The sequence below is a fragment of the Timonella senegalensis JC301 genome, assembly GCF_000312125.1.
Taxonomy (GTDB): Bacteria; Actinomycetota; Actinomycetes; order Actinomycetales; family Cellulomonadaceae; genus Timonella; species Timonella senegalensis.
On sequence record NZ_HE978641.1, the window covers coordinates 828326 to 845327 of the forward strand.

Consider the following 17002-nt stretch of genomic DNA (forward strand, 5'->3'; position numbering starts at 1 on the left):
GTCCACGGCGGGGCCCGTCAATAGTGCAGTGGTCGCCAGGTTCAGCGAGGGCTCAGTGTCTGCGGGTGCCGAGTACCAGAGTAGGTAGGAGCGCACGACATCGAGGTTCGCGTTGACCTTCTTCTTTTGCTCGCCACCCAGCCTGACCGAGATTCCACGGGGACCCCAGCCATCTAACCCGCCGATGAGCCTCAAGTCAGACGCAGCAAACTTGATGCGGGCGGTGACGCTCTCGCCAGCCTTGATGGGGTCAGCAATCTCCTGCTTCTTGACCAGCGTTACGGGAAGTGAAGTCTGCTCACCCTGGCCGGCCCACTGTGCAATCCCTGTTCGCGAGGTGAATCGGTGCGTCAGGAGTTCGAGGGACACCGCGGCGTCCTTGATCGTGGACTTGGACGTGTTCGTGATCTTGACCTGCACGGTCACCGCATCGTCAGGGCGCACGACCATGGGGCTGATTGCCTGAAGCTCGAGCATGCCGTGTACGGAATCGGACCGGTCTACGTCCGAGGCCAGAGCTAATGTGCCGAGGCCGCCGGTAGCGCTCGAAGACTCCACAAGGTCGGAGCCTGCCAGCCCAACCGACCCAACCCGAGACAGGGGCGAGGTGGCGGAGGTGTCCTGTGAATCGTCGTTAATGGCAAAAGACGGCGCAGCCAGCGGAAAAACCAGCGCGAGCACAGCGAGTAGCACAACAAGAACGGCCGACCGCGCAGCGCGCGGGTCAGCCGCCCTCTCAAGAATTGGGGTTCCAAAGCTCCAGGACATCACACCTATTGTTCCGGCTTTTCCTGTGAATCGCCTTCACGATGGAATGGGGCGTGCAGCCGGCGCAGGTTCTCGGCGCGGCGTTCCAGCAGGATTCCGTGCGCGATCGCGGCGAGGCGGCGCTCGTTAGGGTAACTCAGGCGGTCACCGAGCTCGGAGAAGGAGATCCATTCCACATCCTCGGCCTCAGAATCGGGGTCGCCCTCGACGGTCAGGAATCCGCCCGAGGCGTCGAGGAGGAAGTGGTGAACCACCTTGTGCACGCGGCGGTCATCGCCCGTGAACCAGTAGTCGATCTTGCCCAAGGGGCGGCGAATCTCACCCGTGATTCCGGTCTCCTCCTGGATCTCACGGATCGCGGCTTCCTCGGCTGTTTCCTCGCCTTCGAGGTGGCCCTTGGGGAGGCACCATTCGAGTCGACCCGCGCGATTGCGGCGGGCAATGACCGCGGCAAAAAACGAGCCGGATTCGAACTTCACAACCAGCCCACCGGCGGACGTTTCCTCGGCAATGGGCAGGTCAGACGAACCCACGGACGGATTGTTGTGGGTGACGGGTGCGTGCCGCGGGCGGTTCGGGTTTATCCTCAAGGGGTGACCACCCGGGGGCGCGGGGACCGCCATGCGGTCGTCGGGGCGCTCGTTGGTGGACATATCGACACCTTATCTTTAGTTAGGCGGGTTTGGGTGCTGGCCACCCGGTAGCCCCTCACATTCGCCACGAAAACCACCACTATTAATGAAACAATTGGGAACTTGTGCCCTGTAGGACGACCTCGGGTTTGTCCCGGTCCGGCCCAACACCCCCTGATTCGGAGATCTCCAGTTGTCTGAAAATACCCCTTCCACCGACCTTGACCTGCTGCGTCGTCGCACGGCGGCTGTCATGGCCCACATGGACCCCATCGTGGTCGAGTTGGGTGAGGTGTTTGCGGCCGCCGGCCACGAACTGGCGATAGTGGGCGGTCCGGTCCGAGATGCGCTGCTGGGCAGGGTTTCTCACGACCTAGATTTCACCACCTCCGCTTCCCCTGACGAGACTCAAGCGCTCCTAGCCAAGTGGGGCGACGCGCACTGGGACATTGGCAAGGAGTTCGGCACGATCGGCGCCAAGAAATTTGCCAAGGGCGACACCGCCGAGGCCGTGGTTGAGGTGACCACGTACCGTTCCGACGAGTACGATCCCGCCTCCCGCAAGCCCGTTGTCGCCTTTGGCGACAACATCGAGGGCGACCTGTCCCGCCGCGACTTCACCGTCAACGCAATGGCCATCCGCCTGCCACAGCGCGAGTTTGTGGACCCGTTTGGGGGTCTCGAGGACCTGGCCGCGGGTGTGCTGCGCACGCCCATCGCGCCCGAAAAGTCGTTTGACGACGATCCACTGCGGATGATGCGAGCCGCCCGGTTCGCTGGACAGCTGGGATTCGACGTTGAGGAGTCCGCGTTTGCCGCAATGGTGGCGATGGCGGACCGGATCGAGATCGTGTCCGCCGAGCGCGTCCACGACGAGTTGAACAAACTCATGGTCTCCGCGGACCCCGTGCGCGGACTGGGCGTTCTGGTGGATTCTGGGCTCGCGGCGCGCGTGATCCCCGAGGTTCCCGGCATGAAGGAAGCCACGGACGAGCACAAGCGCCACAAGGACGTGTACTCGCACTCCCTGACGGTGCTGCAGCAGGCGATCGACCTTGAGACGGGACCAGACGGGGCAGTGCCTGGCCCGGATCTCGTGCTGCGCCTCGCCGCCCTGCTTCACGACATTGGCAAACCAGCCACCCGCAAGTTCGAGGCCAACGGCTCGGTGTCCTTCCACCACCACGAGCTCGTGGGAGCCAAGATGGCCGCCAAGCGCATGCGCGCGCTCAAGTATGACAAGGAAACCATCAAGGCGGTATCCCGCCTGATCGAACTCCACCTGCGCTTCCACGGTTACGGTGAAGGGGCCTGGACCGACTCGGCCGTGCGGCGCTACGTCACCGACGCTGGGCCGCTGCTCGAACGTCTGCACAGGCTCACCCGCGCCGACTGCACTACCCGCAACAAGGCCAAGGCCCGCAAGCTCTCCGGCGCCTACGACTCGCTCGAAGAACGCATCGAAGTACTCGCGAAGGAAGAGGAGCTGGCAGCGATCCGCCCAGACCTAGACGGCGAGCAGATCATGTCGATCCTGGGCATCAAGCCGGGGCGCGCTGTGGGTGGCGCCTACAAGTTCCTCATGGAGCTTCGCCTCGACGAAGGCCCACTGGGCGAGGACGCCGCGCGCGAGCGACTCTTGGCATGGTGGGGAGAGCACGCGGGCGAGTTCGAAGGAACCCGTACGTACGAGAACTGATCGATTTCTTCACCCTCCCGGTGGGTCGCAACCCTGTTAGCGTCGAAGTAGGTCACGGCGCTCGCGGTGTGATGAGGCGGCGGCAAGTGGCCCTTCGCAGTCAGGCGGACTGCGAGCATCTTGGGCTCGAACCGTTGAGCCCACCATCAAGGGAGATGAGATCGATGAAGGCACTCGTTTATCACGGTCCAGGCCAGAAGAGTTGGGATGACGTTCCCGAACCCGTCCTCCAAAAGCCAACGGACATCATCGTCAAGATCGAAGCAACCACAATTTGCGGCACTGACCTGCACATTCTCAAGGGTGACGTACCTGCAGTTACCGAGGGCAGGATCCTTGGGCACGAGGGAGTTGGACGCGTCACGGAGGTGGGAGACGCCGTCTCCACGGTCGCCGTGGGCGACCGGGTACTGATCTCCTGCGTCTCCGCCTGTGGACGCTGTGGCTACTGCAAGAAGGGCATGTACTCGCACTGTCAGGCCGACGAGGGAGCACCGGGTATTGGCTGGATCTTCGGCCACCTGATCGACGGCACCCAGGCAGAATACGTGCGCGTTCCGTTCGCGGACACGTCCGTGTACAAACTGCCTGAGCATGTCACCAACGAAAAGGCAGTCCTGCTCTCCGATATCCTGCCCACCGGACACGAGATCGGCGTCCAATACGGCGGAGTCAAGCCGGGAGACGTCGTTGCCGTCATTGGTACGGGCCCTGTGGGCCTGGCCGCTATCCTGACTGCACAGCTGTACGGCCCCTCCAAGGTGATCGCGATCGACCTCGACCAGAACCGCATCGAGCAGGCCCAGACATTCGGTGCCACGCACGGTGTGAACTCGGGAGGCGCCGGTTGGAAGGACGAGGTCATGGCACTCACCGACGGCCTCGGCGTCGACGTCGCCATTGAGGCCGTGGGTATCCCTGCCACCTGGGACATGTCACTCGACATCATCCGCCCCGGAGGACGCGTGGCCAACGTGGGTGTGCACGGCGCCCCCGTGTCCTTCCCAATCGACCGCCTGTGGATCGAGAACATCACCGTCACCACGGGCCTGGTCAACACGAACACCACGGAAATGCTCCTCAAGCTCCTCGCTGAGGACAAGATCCACCCCGAGAAGTTCGTGAGCCACACCTTCAACCTCCACTCGATGATGGAGGCGTACGAGGTGTTCGGAAACGCGGCCCAGACCAAGGCGCTCAAGGTGGTCCTGAACGCCTGACCGCCCGCTCCCGCCTGCGGGAAAACCTGATTGACGACGATCCACGCGCCTACCAGCACATGTGCTGGTAGGCGCGTGAATCGTCGAGAATAACTAGGACGTAGCCGTGGTTGCCAGTGGGCTGGTGGTCGCGGCTTCGCCGCGCAGCGCTGCGACCTTCTGGAAGGCCGGGAGCTCAGGGTAGAGCTCATCCTTGAGCGGGTGACGGCGTTTGGTCGCGATGGTGCGGACCTGGTAAATCAGGACCGCAACGTTCACGACCAGGGAAAGGAACGACACCACGAACAGTGCGGTGGGGTTGTGCGAGGACTCCACAGCGAACTTGGAACTGGTCACGAATGACGGCACGGCCATGGTGAACATCATCCAGAACGCGAGCGTGTGCGCGCGGTGCTGCAGCCACGCTCCGCGCCGGATGAAGAACGCCGGGATGGTGCACGAGATAAGTAGAGCGGCGCCAGCGTAGAACGCGTGGTCCCCAACGCAGTTGTAGACGTATGCGAAGTTCCACAGATCGTACGCGATGATCCAGAACCACAGCATGTCGGGCCACAGCATGTCTTGGAAGCGATCGCGTGAGATGAAGATTCCAACCCAGCCGCAGATTGTCACGAGGTTAATGATTCCCGCGATGCCGTTCATGACGTTCCATGATCCGCCGATCATGTAGACGCCGTCGACCATTCCCTCGGACATACCTGCAACTTGGAAATCACGGATAACGGCTTCCAGGATGTTGAGGCCAAGGATGGCTGGAGGGAACCATAGCGCGTACTTGTTCGCGGCAACGCGCGGGTTGTACCTGATGACCATGAAGCCGATACAGCCGGCCAAAGCGGAATAGACCTTGACCCAGTGGAACCACGTGCCCGTGGACGAACCGGCACCGGCGGTGTGTGGCCACACAAAGATGGTCAGGATGATGGGAAGGACAATGAAAATCGCATATGCGGCGACCTTGGACCAGCGGACTAGCTCGTTTAAGCCAATCAGCACGCCAAGAACCACAAACCACATGGCGACCTGATACCAGGTCAGGGACTCAAAGAGGAACACGATATTCTCCTGGGGGTGGTGCTGCGCGAGGCAGCGGTGGATGGTTGCATCCCCTCTAGAATCGAGAAGCTCCTGCGCGGAAGGAGCATAGTGGAGGCTACTGGGGGTCGCCCACCTCCACCGGTAGGCGTAGCACCTGCCGCGTAATGTCGATGAGCACGTCGTCGCCCACCGCAGGGTTGTTGCGTGCGAGCCCAACCAAGCCATAGATCAGCACGTAGAAGGTCTCGCGCACGTGCGAAATCTCGATGCGGTGGAGTTTGGCGTAGGCCTCGATGGTGGTCAGTTGGAGGCAATCAACGATTGCCGTGACAGCCTGATGAAGGAACCGGTTGTACAGTCCCGTGTTCTCCACTCGTTGCAACTCCGTGTGCATTGGGTTCATGGATCGCAGGTGGCTGCGTAACAGCGAAATGCAGTCTACGAGTGCCTTGTTGATGTTGCCCGGTTCACGGGCGCCATCCCATTCTTGGACTGATGTCACGAAGCGTGCCACGTGCTGGTCGAGTACGGCGGTGACGAGGGCATCTTTATCAGGGAAATAGTGGTAGATGAGCCCTCTGGCTACCCCAACTTCACGGGCAACATCCGTGAACGAGGTCTTTGCGATCCCACGTGTGGCAAATAGGGTCCGAGCCGCTGCGGTAATTTCAGCGGAACGTTCGTCAGGAGCAAATCGTTGTGCCATGATTTCCTGCCGCCTCCCTTGTGAAGGGTTCGCCATCTAGTGAGCCCGAGTCTGTGCTGGTAAGGCCACGCTATGCCCGCTATTGACACATCGTCAATAGAGAAGTGGGAAGTTGAGCCTTTGGTCCCGGCGTAACGGCGTGAAGAGGAAAAACGCGTGCTTCTCGCGGTGCGGTTGGAGTGCTTCTTTCCATGGGCGCCTACCAGCACATGTGCTGGTAGGCGCGTGAACCGTCGAGAAGAAACTACCCCTACCTGCGTAGACGAATAAACGGTAGGTTGTGGACATGACTACGCCGCCTCCGTTCGACTCGGGCAGCCAGAACTACGACACCAGTAGTTCTCCTTACCTGCCGCACCAGATGTCCGATCCCGGTATCCCGCACAAGTGGCGCCGTCCCTCGATCCGAGAGCGCGGCCTGATCATCGCGATTCTTGTGCTTGCCATCCTGAACAGTTGCACTATTAGCTTCGCCACGGACGACAACTCGGAAGTCCGGTCTGCTGTTCGCGAGGTTTTGTACGAGGAGGGCCTTGGCACCGGTGCTCTCTTGGGCACGGATGGGGACGGCTGGGACAACGGAAGCTCCGTGTTCCCGGGGAGCGCGACTTTCCGAACCGACGTCTACGCCGTACCCGCGGAGGGCGGCACGATTCTGTACTCCGTGGTGACGAACAACGGCAGGCAGATTGTGCCGATCATCGGTCTCGAGGTAGACAACGTTCCGGGAGGCGGCCAAGCCACCTACATCTCGGGAGCACTGTCGATTGCCCCAGGGGACTCCAAGGCCGTAGCGGTCTGGCTCGAGGGCGTGGATACGGTCACGCAAGAGCAAATCGACCAGGTTTCCTTCTCCAGCTTCGTTGCTGCCGGATCCTCTTACATCGTCTTTGACGACGTAAGTCCCGCCGATGGTGAAGATCATCTAGCAGCCATTCGGTCCGCCTACGAACCGATTGTGAAGAAGCAACTGGCCACGTTCACGGCCCAAAAATAGTGGGGACCTGCTTGCCGGGTCGGCTGATCGGTGGGTGACCACGATCGTCGTGAATAATGCCAAAAGTGTGGCGGGCGGCCCTAAGGGGCCACCCGCCACTACTACATCGCGACTACTTGGTGCTGAAGGCCGCATCAAAGGCGGCGTCCGGCTGGTCAAACGCGAGCCGGCGCACAAACTCGAGCGCCTCTGGCGCACCGATGAGCCTGTCCATTCCGGCGTCCTCCCACTCCACGGAGATGGGGCCGTCATAGCCGATCGCGTTGAGCATCCGGAACGCGTCCTCCCACGGGACGTCGCCGTGACCAGTGGAAATGAAGTCCCAGCCACGCCGCGGATCAGCCCATGCGAGGTGGGAGCCCATGCGGCCATTGCGGCCGTTGTGCATGCGCTTCTTGGTGTCCTTGCAGTCCACGTGGTAGATCCGGTCCTTGAAGTCCCACAGGAAACCAACCGGGTCAATGTCCTGCCACACCATGTGGCTCGGGTCCCAGTTCAGGCCGAACGCCTCGCGGTGGCCGATCGCCTCGAGCGTGCGCACGGTGGTCCAGTAGTCGTACGCGATCTCCGAAGGGTGCACCTCGTGCGCGAACTTCACGCCGACCTCATCGAACACATCGAGGATAGGGTTCCAGCGGTCCGCGAAGTCCTGGTAGCCGGCGTCGATCGCCTCCTGGGATACGGGCGGGAACATCGCCACGTACTTCCAGATTGCCGAGCCAGTGAACCCGACGACAACCTTGACGCCGAGCTTCGCGGCCAGGCGGGCTGTGTTCTTCATTTCCTCGGCGGCGCGCTGGCGTACGCCCTCCGGGTCGCCGTCGCCCCACACAACGTCCGGCAGGATGTCGCGGTGGCGCTGGTCGATCGGGTCGTCGCACACGGCCTGGCCCTTGAGGTGGTTCGAGATCGCGTAGACCTTGAGGTTGTACTTTTCGAGGATCGCTAAACGATCCGCAACGTACGCCTCATCGTCCCAGCGCCACGGGTCTAGGTGGTCGCCCCAGCAGGCGATCTCCAGCCCGTCATACCCCCAGCCCGAGGCGAGACGCGCGACTTCTTCGAACGGCAGATCGGCCCATTGGCCGGTAAACAGAGTGACTGGACGAGGCATCTTTGGCTCCCTTTCGTAACTGCTGACTAGTTCTTGTACAGGATTTTCGACGATTCTGGTTGCTTTCGGTGGGGGTGCAGCCTAGTTGCACCCCCGTTTCGTCGTGAGTATTCCTGAGCCCACTCTCGACCTCAAGAGTGGGCTCAGGAATACTCTCGATCGTTTGGACGAGATGGGTTGAGGTGGGGGTGGGTTGAGGAGGGCTGGCTGGGGGGGACTAGGCGGCTAGACCGAGGTCCACCCGGCACGCTCGTTCGAACTGCGTTCCACCGCGTCTAGTACCCGCTGGACCTGCAGGCCATCCGCAAAACTCGGCTCCGGCTGGGTGCCGGTGGCTATCGCATTCACCAGGTCAACGACCTGGTGGGTGAAGCCGTGCTCGTAGCCGAGCCCGTGGCCTGCCGGCCACCAGTTCGCGATGTACGCGTGCTCCGGCTCCGTGACCACGATTCGGCGGAATCCTGCGGTTTCTCCGGGGTCTGTGCCGTCGAAGAAGTGCAGGACGTTCATGTCCTCAAAGTCGAACGCGAGCGAGCCCTTGGACCCGTTGATCTCGATACGGATCGCGTTCTTGCGGCCGTTCGCAAACCGAGTGGCCTCATACACGCCCACAGCGCCACCGGACAGTTGTGCAAGGAACGTGGCTGAATCGTCGACAGTCACTGGACCCATCTCAGAGCCGCCTTTGCCCGACAAACCGGCGAACTCCTCCGCCACCGGACGCTGCGACACGAACGTCCGAAGCGCACCCGAGACCTCGGTGATCGACTGTCCGGTGATGAACTGGGTCATGTCCACGATGTGCGCGCCAATGTCCCCGAGCGCACCAGACCCGGCCTTCGCCTTATCGAGCCGCCAGGACAGGGGAGCGGATGGGTCAGTGAGCCAGTCTTGCAGGTACTGCGCGCGGACGTGGTGGATCTCGCCGATCTTTCCATCGGCCACAAGCTTGCGGGCAAGCTGGATTGCCGGGACCCGGCGGTATGTGAAGCCGACCATGGCGAGGACGCCGTTGGCGGCCGCGCGCTCTGCGGCCGCTGCCATCTCCTCTGCCTCTTTCACGGAGTTGGCGAGCGGCTTCTCGCACAACACGTGCTTGCCCGCCTCCAGTGCCGCGATTGCGATCTCGTGGTGAGAATCGCCCGGAGTGCAGATGTCGATGACGTCGATGTCGTCGCGTTCCAGCAGGTCATGCCAGCTTGTCGACGATTCTGCCCACCCAAGCGTGTGGGCTGCGGCCTCGACGTTGGCCGCGTTGCGCCCCGCGACGACCCGCATGGCGGGGTGGAGCGGCAGATTAAAAAAGTGTGGCGCGGTACGCCAGCCCTGAGAGTGCGCGGCTCCCATGAACGCGTAGCCGATCATGGCTACGCCGAGTTCGCGCTGTGGTTCAGTGTTCATCCGGTTCCCCTAAGAGGTTCTGGGTTGGGTGGTGCTGGGTTTGGGGTGGAGCGACGTGCGATGCTCCATTTCCTCCCAACGAGAGTGGGATTGAGCGCGCTCTCCCTATCGAGAGCGGGATTGAGCCCACTCTCGATTGAGAGTGTGGGTGGCCGCCGCGATGCGAACGGCAGCCACCCGCGTGGGAGATCCGTTGGTCAGGACTCGAATGCGTCGTTGATGAAGTCGTCGACGTTGTCCTTGGTCACGGTGGGCGCGAACAGCTGCACAGTGCGTGGCACGGTGTGGGAGACCAGGTCGCTCATCGACTTGTTGTGAGCGATCAGGCGAGCCAGGCGGATGCCGTCGGCAGCCTGAGTGGATGGGTAGATGACAGTTGCTTGCAGGACGGAGTCTCCGGCCTTGATGTGTTCCATGACGTTCTTGGAGCCCGCGCCACCAACCATGAAGAACTCGTCACGGTTTGCGGCCTCGATTGCGGAGAGGACGCCAACACCCTGGTCGTCATCGTGGTTCCAGATGGCATCGATCTTTGGTGCTGCCTGGAGGAGGTTCGCGGCAGCGGTCTCACCGCCGGCCACGGTGAAGTCTGCTGCTACGCGGTTGGCAACCTTGAGGCCACAGTCGCCCAGTGCATCAGCGAAGCCCTTGGAACGGTCCTGGGTCAGAGGCAGGTTGTCGATACCGGCGATTTCGGCAACTACTGCGTCCTTGTTGTCGCCGAGCTGCTCACAGATGTACGTTCCAGCGCTCACACCCATGCCGTAGTTGTCGCCGAGAACCGTGGTGCGAGCCGCAAATGGGCTGGAGAACTCGCGGTCAACGTTGATGACAGGGATTCCGGCCTTCATCGCCTCGAGCGAGATTTCCGTCAGCGCGTCACCGTCGAAGGGGAGGAGCACGATGGCGTCGACCTTGTCGTTGATGAAGCCCTCGATCTGGGAGATCTGCAGGGACACGTCGTTGGTGCCCTCAGCAAGGCGAAGCTCGACGTCCGAGTACTTCTTGGCCTCGGCCTGTGCCGCCTTGGTGATGACGCCCATCCAGCCGTGGTCAGCGGCAGGTGCTGAGAAGCCGATGACGACCTTCTCGCCCGGGGCGTCGTTGTCGTTGCCGCCAGCAGTTCCGGCGTCGGTGGTTCCGGTGGAACCCGTGTTTTCGGGGGCTGGGGCCTCGTTTGAGGTGCAGGCTGCCAGACCAAGGGTCAGGGTTGCTGCGGAGAGCAGCGCGACTGCGCCGCGGCGAGTCTTGGAAATACGGGACATGATTTCTCCTTTGAATAGTCCGTGCTGGTTTTCTTTTGAGGGGGCTAGGTGTAGTTGCGGGGTATAGCCGGGTTAGGTGTGTGCTTTTTCGCGTGCCGCAAACTGCTGCTGCAGGAGAACTGCAGCGACGATGATGACGCCCTTTGCCACTGCCTGGGCAGAGGTCGACATGTTGTTCTGAACAAAGACGTTGGTCAGGGTGGTGAACAGGAGGACTCCGAGGAGGGTTCCCACGATCGTTCCGCGGCCACCAACAAGTAGCGTGCCGCCGACCACGACGGCTGCAATGGCGTCCAGTTCGTATAGGTAACCGGTTGTTGAGGAACCCGAGTTGGTGCGCCCCAGCATCATGACCGCTGCAATTCCGGCGGTCGTGCCACAGAGTGCGTACACGTACACGAGGTGCCTGCGGACATTGATGCCTGCCAAGCGGGCAGCTTCTGGGTTTCCACCAACCGCGATGGTGCGGCGCCCAAAGGTTGTGCGGTTCATGATGAACCATCCGATGACCGCGACAACGATCATGATCCAGACCAGGTTGGGGATCCCAAGGAAGGAATCGCGCATGAACGCGGTGAACTCCTTGACCTTGATGAGTTGGGTTTGGCGGTTGGAAATGATCTCCGCAAGGCCGCGTGAGGCGACCATCATGGCGAGGGTGGCGATGAAGGCCACGACCTTTCCGTACGCGATGATCACGCCGTTGATCACGCCACAGACGAGGCCCACGATGATGGCTGTTGCGGCGATGACGAGCCAAGTGCTGTTCTGAGCCATGGTTTGGGTGGCCAGGGTGGTTGCCCACACTGTGGAGAGACCCATTACTGCGCCGACAGAGAGGTCGATGCCTCCGGTCGTGATGACAAAGGTCATTCCGATCGCGAGCACTCCCATCGCGGAGGCAAGCCTGAGGATCGTCATGAGGTTATCCACGGAGGCGAAGCGCTCACCCGAGGTGACAACACCCACCGCGATCAACAGAATAAGCGCAACGACCAGTCCAATGTTCCTGACAAATGAACCGTTTCCCCGACGGGATGTGGTCTGGGTGTGTGCCGGAACAGCGTTAGGTGGAGCACCATTGCTCGCGGGGGAGGTTGTGGTCTCACTCATGCTGCACTTCCTTCCATTACAAGATTGAGAACGTCCTCTTCCGTGAGGGCGCTCGCGGGGGACTCGGTCACCACGGAGCCGTCGGCTACCACGATGACCCGATCAGAGAGCCCTAAGACCTCGGGGATTTCGCTGGACACGACCACGATTGCCGCGCCTTCCTCTGCCAGCCGTGTGATGAGCTGGTAGATCTCAGAGCGGGCGCCGACGTCCACTCCTCGAGTTGGCTCATCGAGCAATAGGACCCTGCATCCGTGCACGAGCCACCGAGCCAGAATGAGTTTCTGCTGGTTACCACCCGAGAGGGTGCCAGCGTTCCTATTGACGTTTACCGGGCGAAGGTCGAGCGCAGTGGCTTGTTCCTGCGCCGCCTTCCGCTCAGCCGACTCGTTGAGCAAACCTGACTTGGCGAACCGAGCGAACGTAGACATCGTGACGTTGCGATAGATCGGTTCGCCAAGGATGAGCCCCTGGCTCTTGCGTTCCTCAGGGCACAACCCGATTCCTGCGGCGACAGCGGAAGGGACAGAACCCCTTTTCACAGGCTTCCCGTCCACGGTGACTGTTCCGTGCGATGCCCGGCGCGCTCCGTACAGGGTTTCTAGGATTTCGGAGCGGCCGGATCCCACAAGTCCCGCAATGCCCAGAATTTCTCCTGGTTTCACGTGAAACGAAACCCCGCTGAACACGCCCGGTAGCGCGAGGTCCGAAACCTCGAGCAATGCGGCATCCGCAGATCGGTCCACTGATACCCGCGGAGGAATCGCGTGTTCCACCGAACGCCCGGTCATGAGCTTGATGAGTTCCAAGGTCGGCGTCTCTTGGGCGTCTAGGTTCTGTCCCACGGAACGGCCATCCTTGAGCACGGTGATGCGGTCACCGATCCTACGAATCTCGTCCATGCGGTGCGAGATGTAAATGATGGCAACGCCACGACTCTGAAGTGCTTCGACGACCTTGAACAGGTTGTCCACTTCCTCTGAGTCCAAGACTGCCGATGGCTCATCCATCACGATGACCTTGGCGTTGTGGGAGAGCGCGCGGGCCATTGAGACGATCTGCTTCCCGGCCGCCGACAGGGTCCCGACCTCACGAGACGGCCGAATTTCCGGGTGCCCAAGCTGGTTGAGGATCTCTCGAGTTCGTTTGGACGCCTCACGTCGCCTAGACACGCCAGCAGTGGCCAGCTCGTGGCCCATAAAGACGTTTTCGGCGACGGAGAGGCCGTCAACGACGTCAAGTTCCTGGTACATCGTGGCGATTCCGATCTTGAGAGCAGCCACGGGGTTGCTGATCTTTACTTCCTCGCCGGAGAGGGTGATGATGCCGGAATCTGGCTGGTGGGCGCCCGAAAGCACCTTGATCAGTGTGGATTTTCCAGCACCGTTCTGCCCCAAGAGGCAGTGCACTTCGCCCGGGAGGACCTCGAGGTCTACACCATCGAGGGCTTTTGCCCCGGGGAAATGTTTGACGATGTTGCTCATCCGCAAGAGCGGTGTGGTGGGGTCTACGTTGACCATATGACAAAAGTAGATAGACTTTTGATTGCTGTCAATCAAAAGATGGCAGTTGTGTTCAACGTTATTGATTCGTGACCGATAGAAGTGTCGAGAGCGAAACACCAAAACACGGTAGACAGCGTGGTTTACTGGTGGAATGGAGAGCCTGTTGAAATTTGCGCCTCGCCCCACGGGAGCAGGGGAGATGTTCCAGTTACTACGTGATGGAACCCCTCGAACGCGCTCCGAACTCGCCACTATTACCGGTCAGGCCCGCTCCACGATCGCGGCCAGGATTGATGTCCTCACTGCTGCGGGACTCATCACCTCAGTTGGTGAGGCTTCCTCCACGGGTGGGCGCCGTCCAGCCACCTTCGCCTTTAACCCGACCGCACGCATCGTGCTCGGAGTAGATCTCGGCGCATCCCACGCGCGAGTTGCCGTGGCGGACTTAGCTGCCACAATCGTCGTAAATCATGATGAACCACTGCGGATCGCAGACGGACCCGAAAAAGTCTTGGCCCGAGTCATCCAACTGGGTAAGGACCTCGTGGCCGAATCCGGCCACGAACTGAGCGACCTCGCAGCGGTAGGGATCGGTTTACCTGGCCCGGTGGAGCACGCGACCGGGCGCCCTGTGGCGCCTCCAATCATGCCCGGTTGGGACGGATACGACGTAGCCGGAACGCTTCGCCGCGCGTTTGGTGCACCTGTGCTCGTGGATAACGACGTCAACCTCATGGCTGTGGGGGAACAGCGCACAAGCTGGCAAGAACACACCAACATGCTCTTTGTGAAGGTGGCAACCGGCATCGGATCAGGCATTATCCTCGACGGAACGCTGCGCCGCGGCGCCCAAGGCGCCGCAGGCGACATCGGGCACATCGCGCTGCCAGGGTTCAGCGAAGCGCCCTGCAACTGCGGAAACTACGGCTGCCTCGAAGCCGTCGCCGGCGGCGCGGCGCTCGCTCGCGCCCTCCGCGAGAAGGGACTGGACGTAGACGGCACTGCCGAAGTGGTCGCCGCAGTGAAGGACGGCAACGCGGACGCGCGCGCAGCGGTGCGGGACGCGGGCCGTGAAGTCGGAACCATCCTCGCCGGCTGCGTATCTATGCTCAACCCGTCCCTCGTAGTCGTTGGAGGAGCGCTCGTGGGTGCCGGCGAGCAACTCATGGCCGGAATCCGGGAAGTTCTCTACCGGCGCTCACTGCCGCTCGCCACCGAACACCTGCGCGTTGTCACGAGTCAAACGCGTGACTCTGCCGGAGTGCTCGGCGGCGCATATTTAGCCATTGACCACGTGCTGTCGCCTACTGCTATTGACGCCCTGTTCGCATAGTGTTGTATCGACACCATGTTCAAGGTGACGTTCCGTGTAGCAACGACGCACACAAGGAGTAAAAGTGACTGAAAAGCCCAAGGCGCTACTGGTCTACGGCGGCTGGGAAGGGCACTCGCCCCGGGAGTCCGCCGACATCATGGTCCCCGCCCTCGAAGAGGCCGGCTTCGACGTCACAACCGAGCAGTCACTCGAGGCCTACGCCGACACCGACTACCTGCAGCAGCATGCCGTCATCGTCCAGAACTGGACCATGGGGGAGATCCTCCCTGACGAGCTTCGCGGCCTCATCACCGCAGTGCGCTCCGGCGTCGGGCTGGCGGGCTGGCACGGCGGGATCGTGGACTCGTTCCGCATGGCAACCGACTACGTTCACATGATCGGTGGCGCATTTGCTGCGCACCCACATGACCTCGTCGATTACACCGTCCGCGTATCCGCCGCGGGCTCCGCTCACCCCATCATGGAGGGCATCGAGGATTTCGACGTGCACTCCGAGCAATACTGGGTGCTTACCGACCCGCTGTGCCAGGTCCTGGCAACTACCGAGATTCCGGTACGCGAAGGTGACCCGTGGGAAGCCTCCGTGGAGGCGCCGGTGGTGTGGACGCGGCAGTGGGGCAAGGGCCGAATCTTCGTAAACACTGTGGGGCATACCCTGGGTGACCTTGTGCTTCCGCAGGTCCAAGAGGTTATTGTGCGTGGTGTGAGGTGGGCGGCTCGCACCTAACCCTCTGTCTTTTTGCATCGAGAGTATTCCTGAGGCCACTCTCGACATCGAGAGTGGCCTCAGGAATACTCTCGATGAGAGTTGTGGAAAATAAGTTGCGCACCCATCCCCGCCAATGCTTACCATGGCCGCATGTGATTACCCGGTTGATTGACCACCCGCGCCCGCTCGCCGAGCCCATCTAGAGTGCGACCATCGCACCAGTTCCGTGGCCTACGCGGCGCCGAAGCGCCGTCCCCATTGTCATCAACCGACCCTTCGCCCGCGCCGCCGATGAGGCGCACGGCCGAGCCAACCACCTCCGCACAGTTGCAGCCCTGCACCGCCTCGCCGACTCACATCGACACCGCATCGCAGGGCATCCGCAGCACCTCGCGCACTAGGCTCGCCACTAGGGGCAACGGTCTCAGGAGGCTCGCATGCCAACTCCCCAAAACCACAGTGTTACCCTCAACAATCTCACGTTCGAATGGCCCGACGGCCAGATCGCCCTCGACGGCATCTCCGGCACATTCGGCTCCGGACGCACAGGCCTCGTGGGCCGCAACGGCACCGGAAAGTCCACGCTCCTGCGGCTCATCGCCGGCGTGCTGCGCCCGACCCACGGCACGATTGACCGCCCCCAGGACGTGACCTACCTCCCGCAGACGCTCACCATGTACACCGCGACCACGCTCGCCGAGCTCCTCGGAATCGCCCCCAAACTCACGGCGCTCAAGGCCATCGAGTCGGGCGACGCCAGCGTGGAGAACTTCGACATCATCGGCGATGACTGGGATATTGAAACCCGAGCGGACGAGCACCTGAGCGACCTCGGCTTCAGCGCCGCCGACCTTGACCGGACGGTCGCAACGCTCTCGGGCGGCGAATCGATGCTCGTGGCGATCACGGGTCTGCGCCTGCGCGCAGCTTCGGTCACGCTCCTCGACGAGCCCACCAACAACCTCGACCGCAGCACGCGGGACCGACTCAGGTCGATCGTCGATAAGTGGCCTGGCACGCTGATCGTGGTCAGCCACGATCGCGACCTCCTGGACACCATGGACGAAACCGCGGAACTGTACGAGGGTTCGATGTCCGTGTTTGGCGGGACGTTCAGCGAGTGGGAGGCGTATCAGGCGGGCGAGCAGGCCGCCGCAGAACAGGCTGTGACCAGCGCAAAGAGTGCGCTCAGGCTGGAAAAGACGCAGCGGATTGAGGCTGAAACCAAGCTCGCCCGAAGGGCGGCGCAGGGCCGCAAGGCGGCCAAATCCATGCCGCCGATCCTGGCCGGTGGCCTCAAACGCAAGGCCGAGGTGACCGCCGGGGCGACCCGCCAGCTGATGGACGATCGCATCGGATCGGCGCGGGCTGCGCTCGACGCCGCCGAGTCCCGCCTCAAGGACGACGAGGCCATTCACCTGATCCTGCCGGACCCGGACGTGCCGCGTTCGCGGCGGATCGCCCAGATTTTCGACGATTCCCGCACCATTTATCTGCAA

At 61.9% G+C, this 17002-nt stretch carries 15 protein-coding genes; 6 read left to right on the top strand and 9 right to left on the bottom strand.

The genetic code is table 11. The features are described from left to right. On the bottom strand, positions 1–768 hold a 768-nt coding region (locus HGSM_RS14575), incomplete at its 3' end, for a DUF6049 family protein (protein ID WP_195891334.1). A 5-nt stretch (positions 769–773) separates the two neighbouring features. After that, positions 774–1421 (bottom strand): NUDIX domain-containing protein, encoded by a 648-nt coding sequence (locus HGSM_RS03525; RefSeq protein WP_019147360.1) that lies wholly within the window; start codon positions 1419–1421, stop codon positions 774–776. Positions 1422–1653: 232 nt separating this feature from the next. Between HGSM_RS03525 and HGSM_RS03530 the strand changes: the two genes are divergently transcribed. Together HGSM_RS03530 and HGSM_RS03535 are read left to right on the top strand one after the other, a co-directional pair. Next, positions 1654–3099, top strand: coding sequence for a CCA tRNA nucleotidyltransferase (locus HGSM_RS03530; protein WP_051009661.1), 1446 nt, complete (start codon positions 1654–1656; stop codon positions 3097–3099). Positions 3100–3263: 164 nt separating this feature from the next. After that, the gene (locus HGSM_RS03535; RefSeq protein WP_019147362.1) at positions 3264–4319 is read left to right on the top strand and encodes a zinc-dependent alcohol dehydrogenase family protein; all 1056 of its coding nucleotides are present in this window, start codon (positions 3264–3266) and stop codon (positions 4317–4319) included. Between the two features lie 93 nt (positions 4320–4412). On the opposite strand, the gene HGSM_RS03540 is transcribed toward HGSM_RS03535, so the two are convergent. Beyond that, complete coding sequence (locus HGSM_RS03540; RefSeq protein WP_019147363.1) at positions 4413–5375, bottom strand: DUF5692 family protein; 963 nt, start codon at positions 5373–5375, stop codon at positions 4413–4415. Positions 5376–5472: 97 nt separating this feature from the next. Continuing rightward, complete coding sequence (locus tag HGSM_RS03545) at positions 5473–6063, bottom strand: TetR/AcrR family transcriptional regulator (RefSeq protein ID WP_019147364.1); 591 nt, start codon at positions 6061–6063, stop codon at positions 5473–5475. A 286-nt stretch (positions 6064–6349) separates the two neighbouring features. On the opposite strand from HGSM_RS03545, the gene HGSM_RS03550 reads away from it, so the two are divergent. Beyond that, the gene (locus HGSM_RS03550; protein ID WP_019147365.1) at positions 6350–7060 is read left to right on the top strand and encodes a hypothetical protein; all 711 of its coding nucleotides are present in this window, start codon (positions 6350–6352) and stop codon (positions 7058–7060) included. A 112-nt stretch (positions 7061–7172) separates the two neighbouring features. Here the strand turns inward: HGSM_RS03550 and HGSM_RS03555 are convergent, their stop codons facing one another. From HGSM_RS03555 to HGSM_RS03575, 5 genes are all read right to left on the bottom strand, one after another. Further along, entirely contained in the window at positions 7173–8174 is a 1002-nt protein-coding gene (locus tag HGSM_RS03555; protein WP_019147366.1) for a sugar phosphate isomerase/epimerase family protein, read from the bottom strand. 225 nt (positions 8175–8399) lie between these two features. Next, positions 8400–9575, bottom strand: coding sequence for a Gfo/Idh/MocA family protein (locus tag HGSM_RS03560; protein ID WP_019147367.1), 1176 nt, complete (start codon positions 9573–9575; stop codon positions 8400–8402). A gap of 197 nt (positions 9576–9772) precedes the next feature. Continuing rightward, positions 9773–10840 (bottom strand): substrate-binding domain-containing protein, encoded by a 1068-nt coding sequence (locus HGSM_RS03565; protein WP_019147368.1) that lies wholly within the window; start codon positions 10838–10840, stop codon positions 9773–9775. Positions 10841–10912: 72 nt separating this feature from the next. Further along, a complete protein-coding gene (locus tag HGSM_RS03570; protein ID WP_019147369.1) occupies positions 10913–11953 on the bottom strand; it encodes an ABC transporter permease in 1041 nt (346 codons plus the stop codon). Next, positions 11950–13473 (bottom strand): sugar ABC transporter ATP-binding protein, encoded by a 1524-nt coding sequence (locus HGSM_RS03575; RefSeq protein WP_040594284.1) that lies wholly within the window; start codon positions 13471–13473, stop codon positions 11950–11952. Before HGSM_RS03575 ends, HGSM_RS03570 begins: the two co-directional genes overlap by 4 nt. 148 nt (positions 13474–13621) lie before the next feature. Between HGSM_RS03575 and HGSM_RS03580 the strand changes: the two genes are divergently transcribed. From HGSM_RS03580 to HGSM_RS03590, 3 genes are all read left to right on the top strand, one after another. Beyond that, positions 13622–14791: an ROK family transcriptional regulator gene (locus HGSM_RS03580; protein ID WP_019147372.1), complete on the top strand. Its 1170-nt coding sequence runs from the start codon at positions 13622–13624 to the stop codon at positions 14789–14791. Between the two features lie 64 nt (positions 14792–14855). Continuing rightward, complete coding sequence (locus HGSM_RS03585; RefSeq protein ID WP_019147373.1) at positions 14856–15521, top strand: ThuA domain-containing protein; 666 nt, start codon at positions 14856–14858, stop codon at positions 15519–15521. A gap of 419 nt (positions 15522–15940) precedes the next feature. Continuing rightward, positions 15941–17002, top strand: a 1062-nt coding sequence (locus HGSM_RS03590; protein ID WP_040594287.1) for an ATP-binding cassette domain-containing protein, incomplete at its 3' end; no start/stop codon positions are given.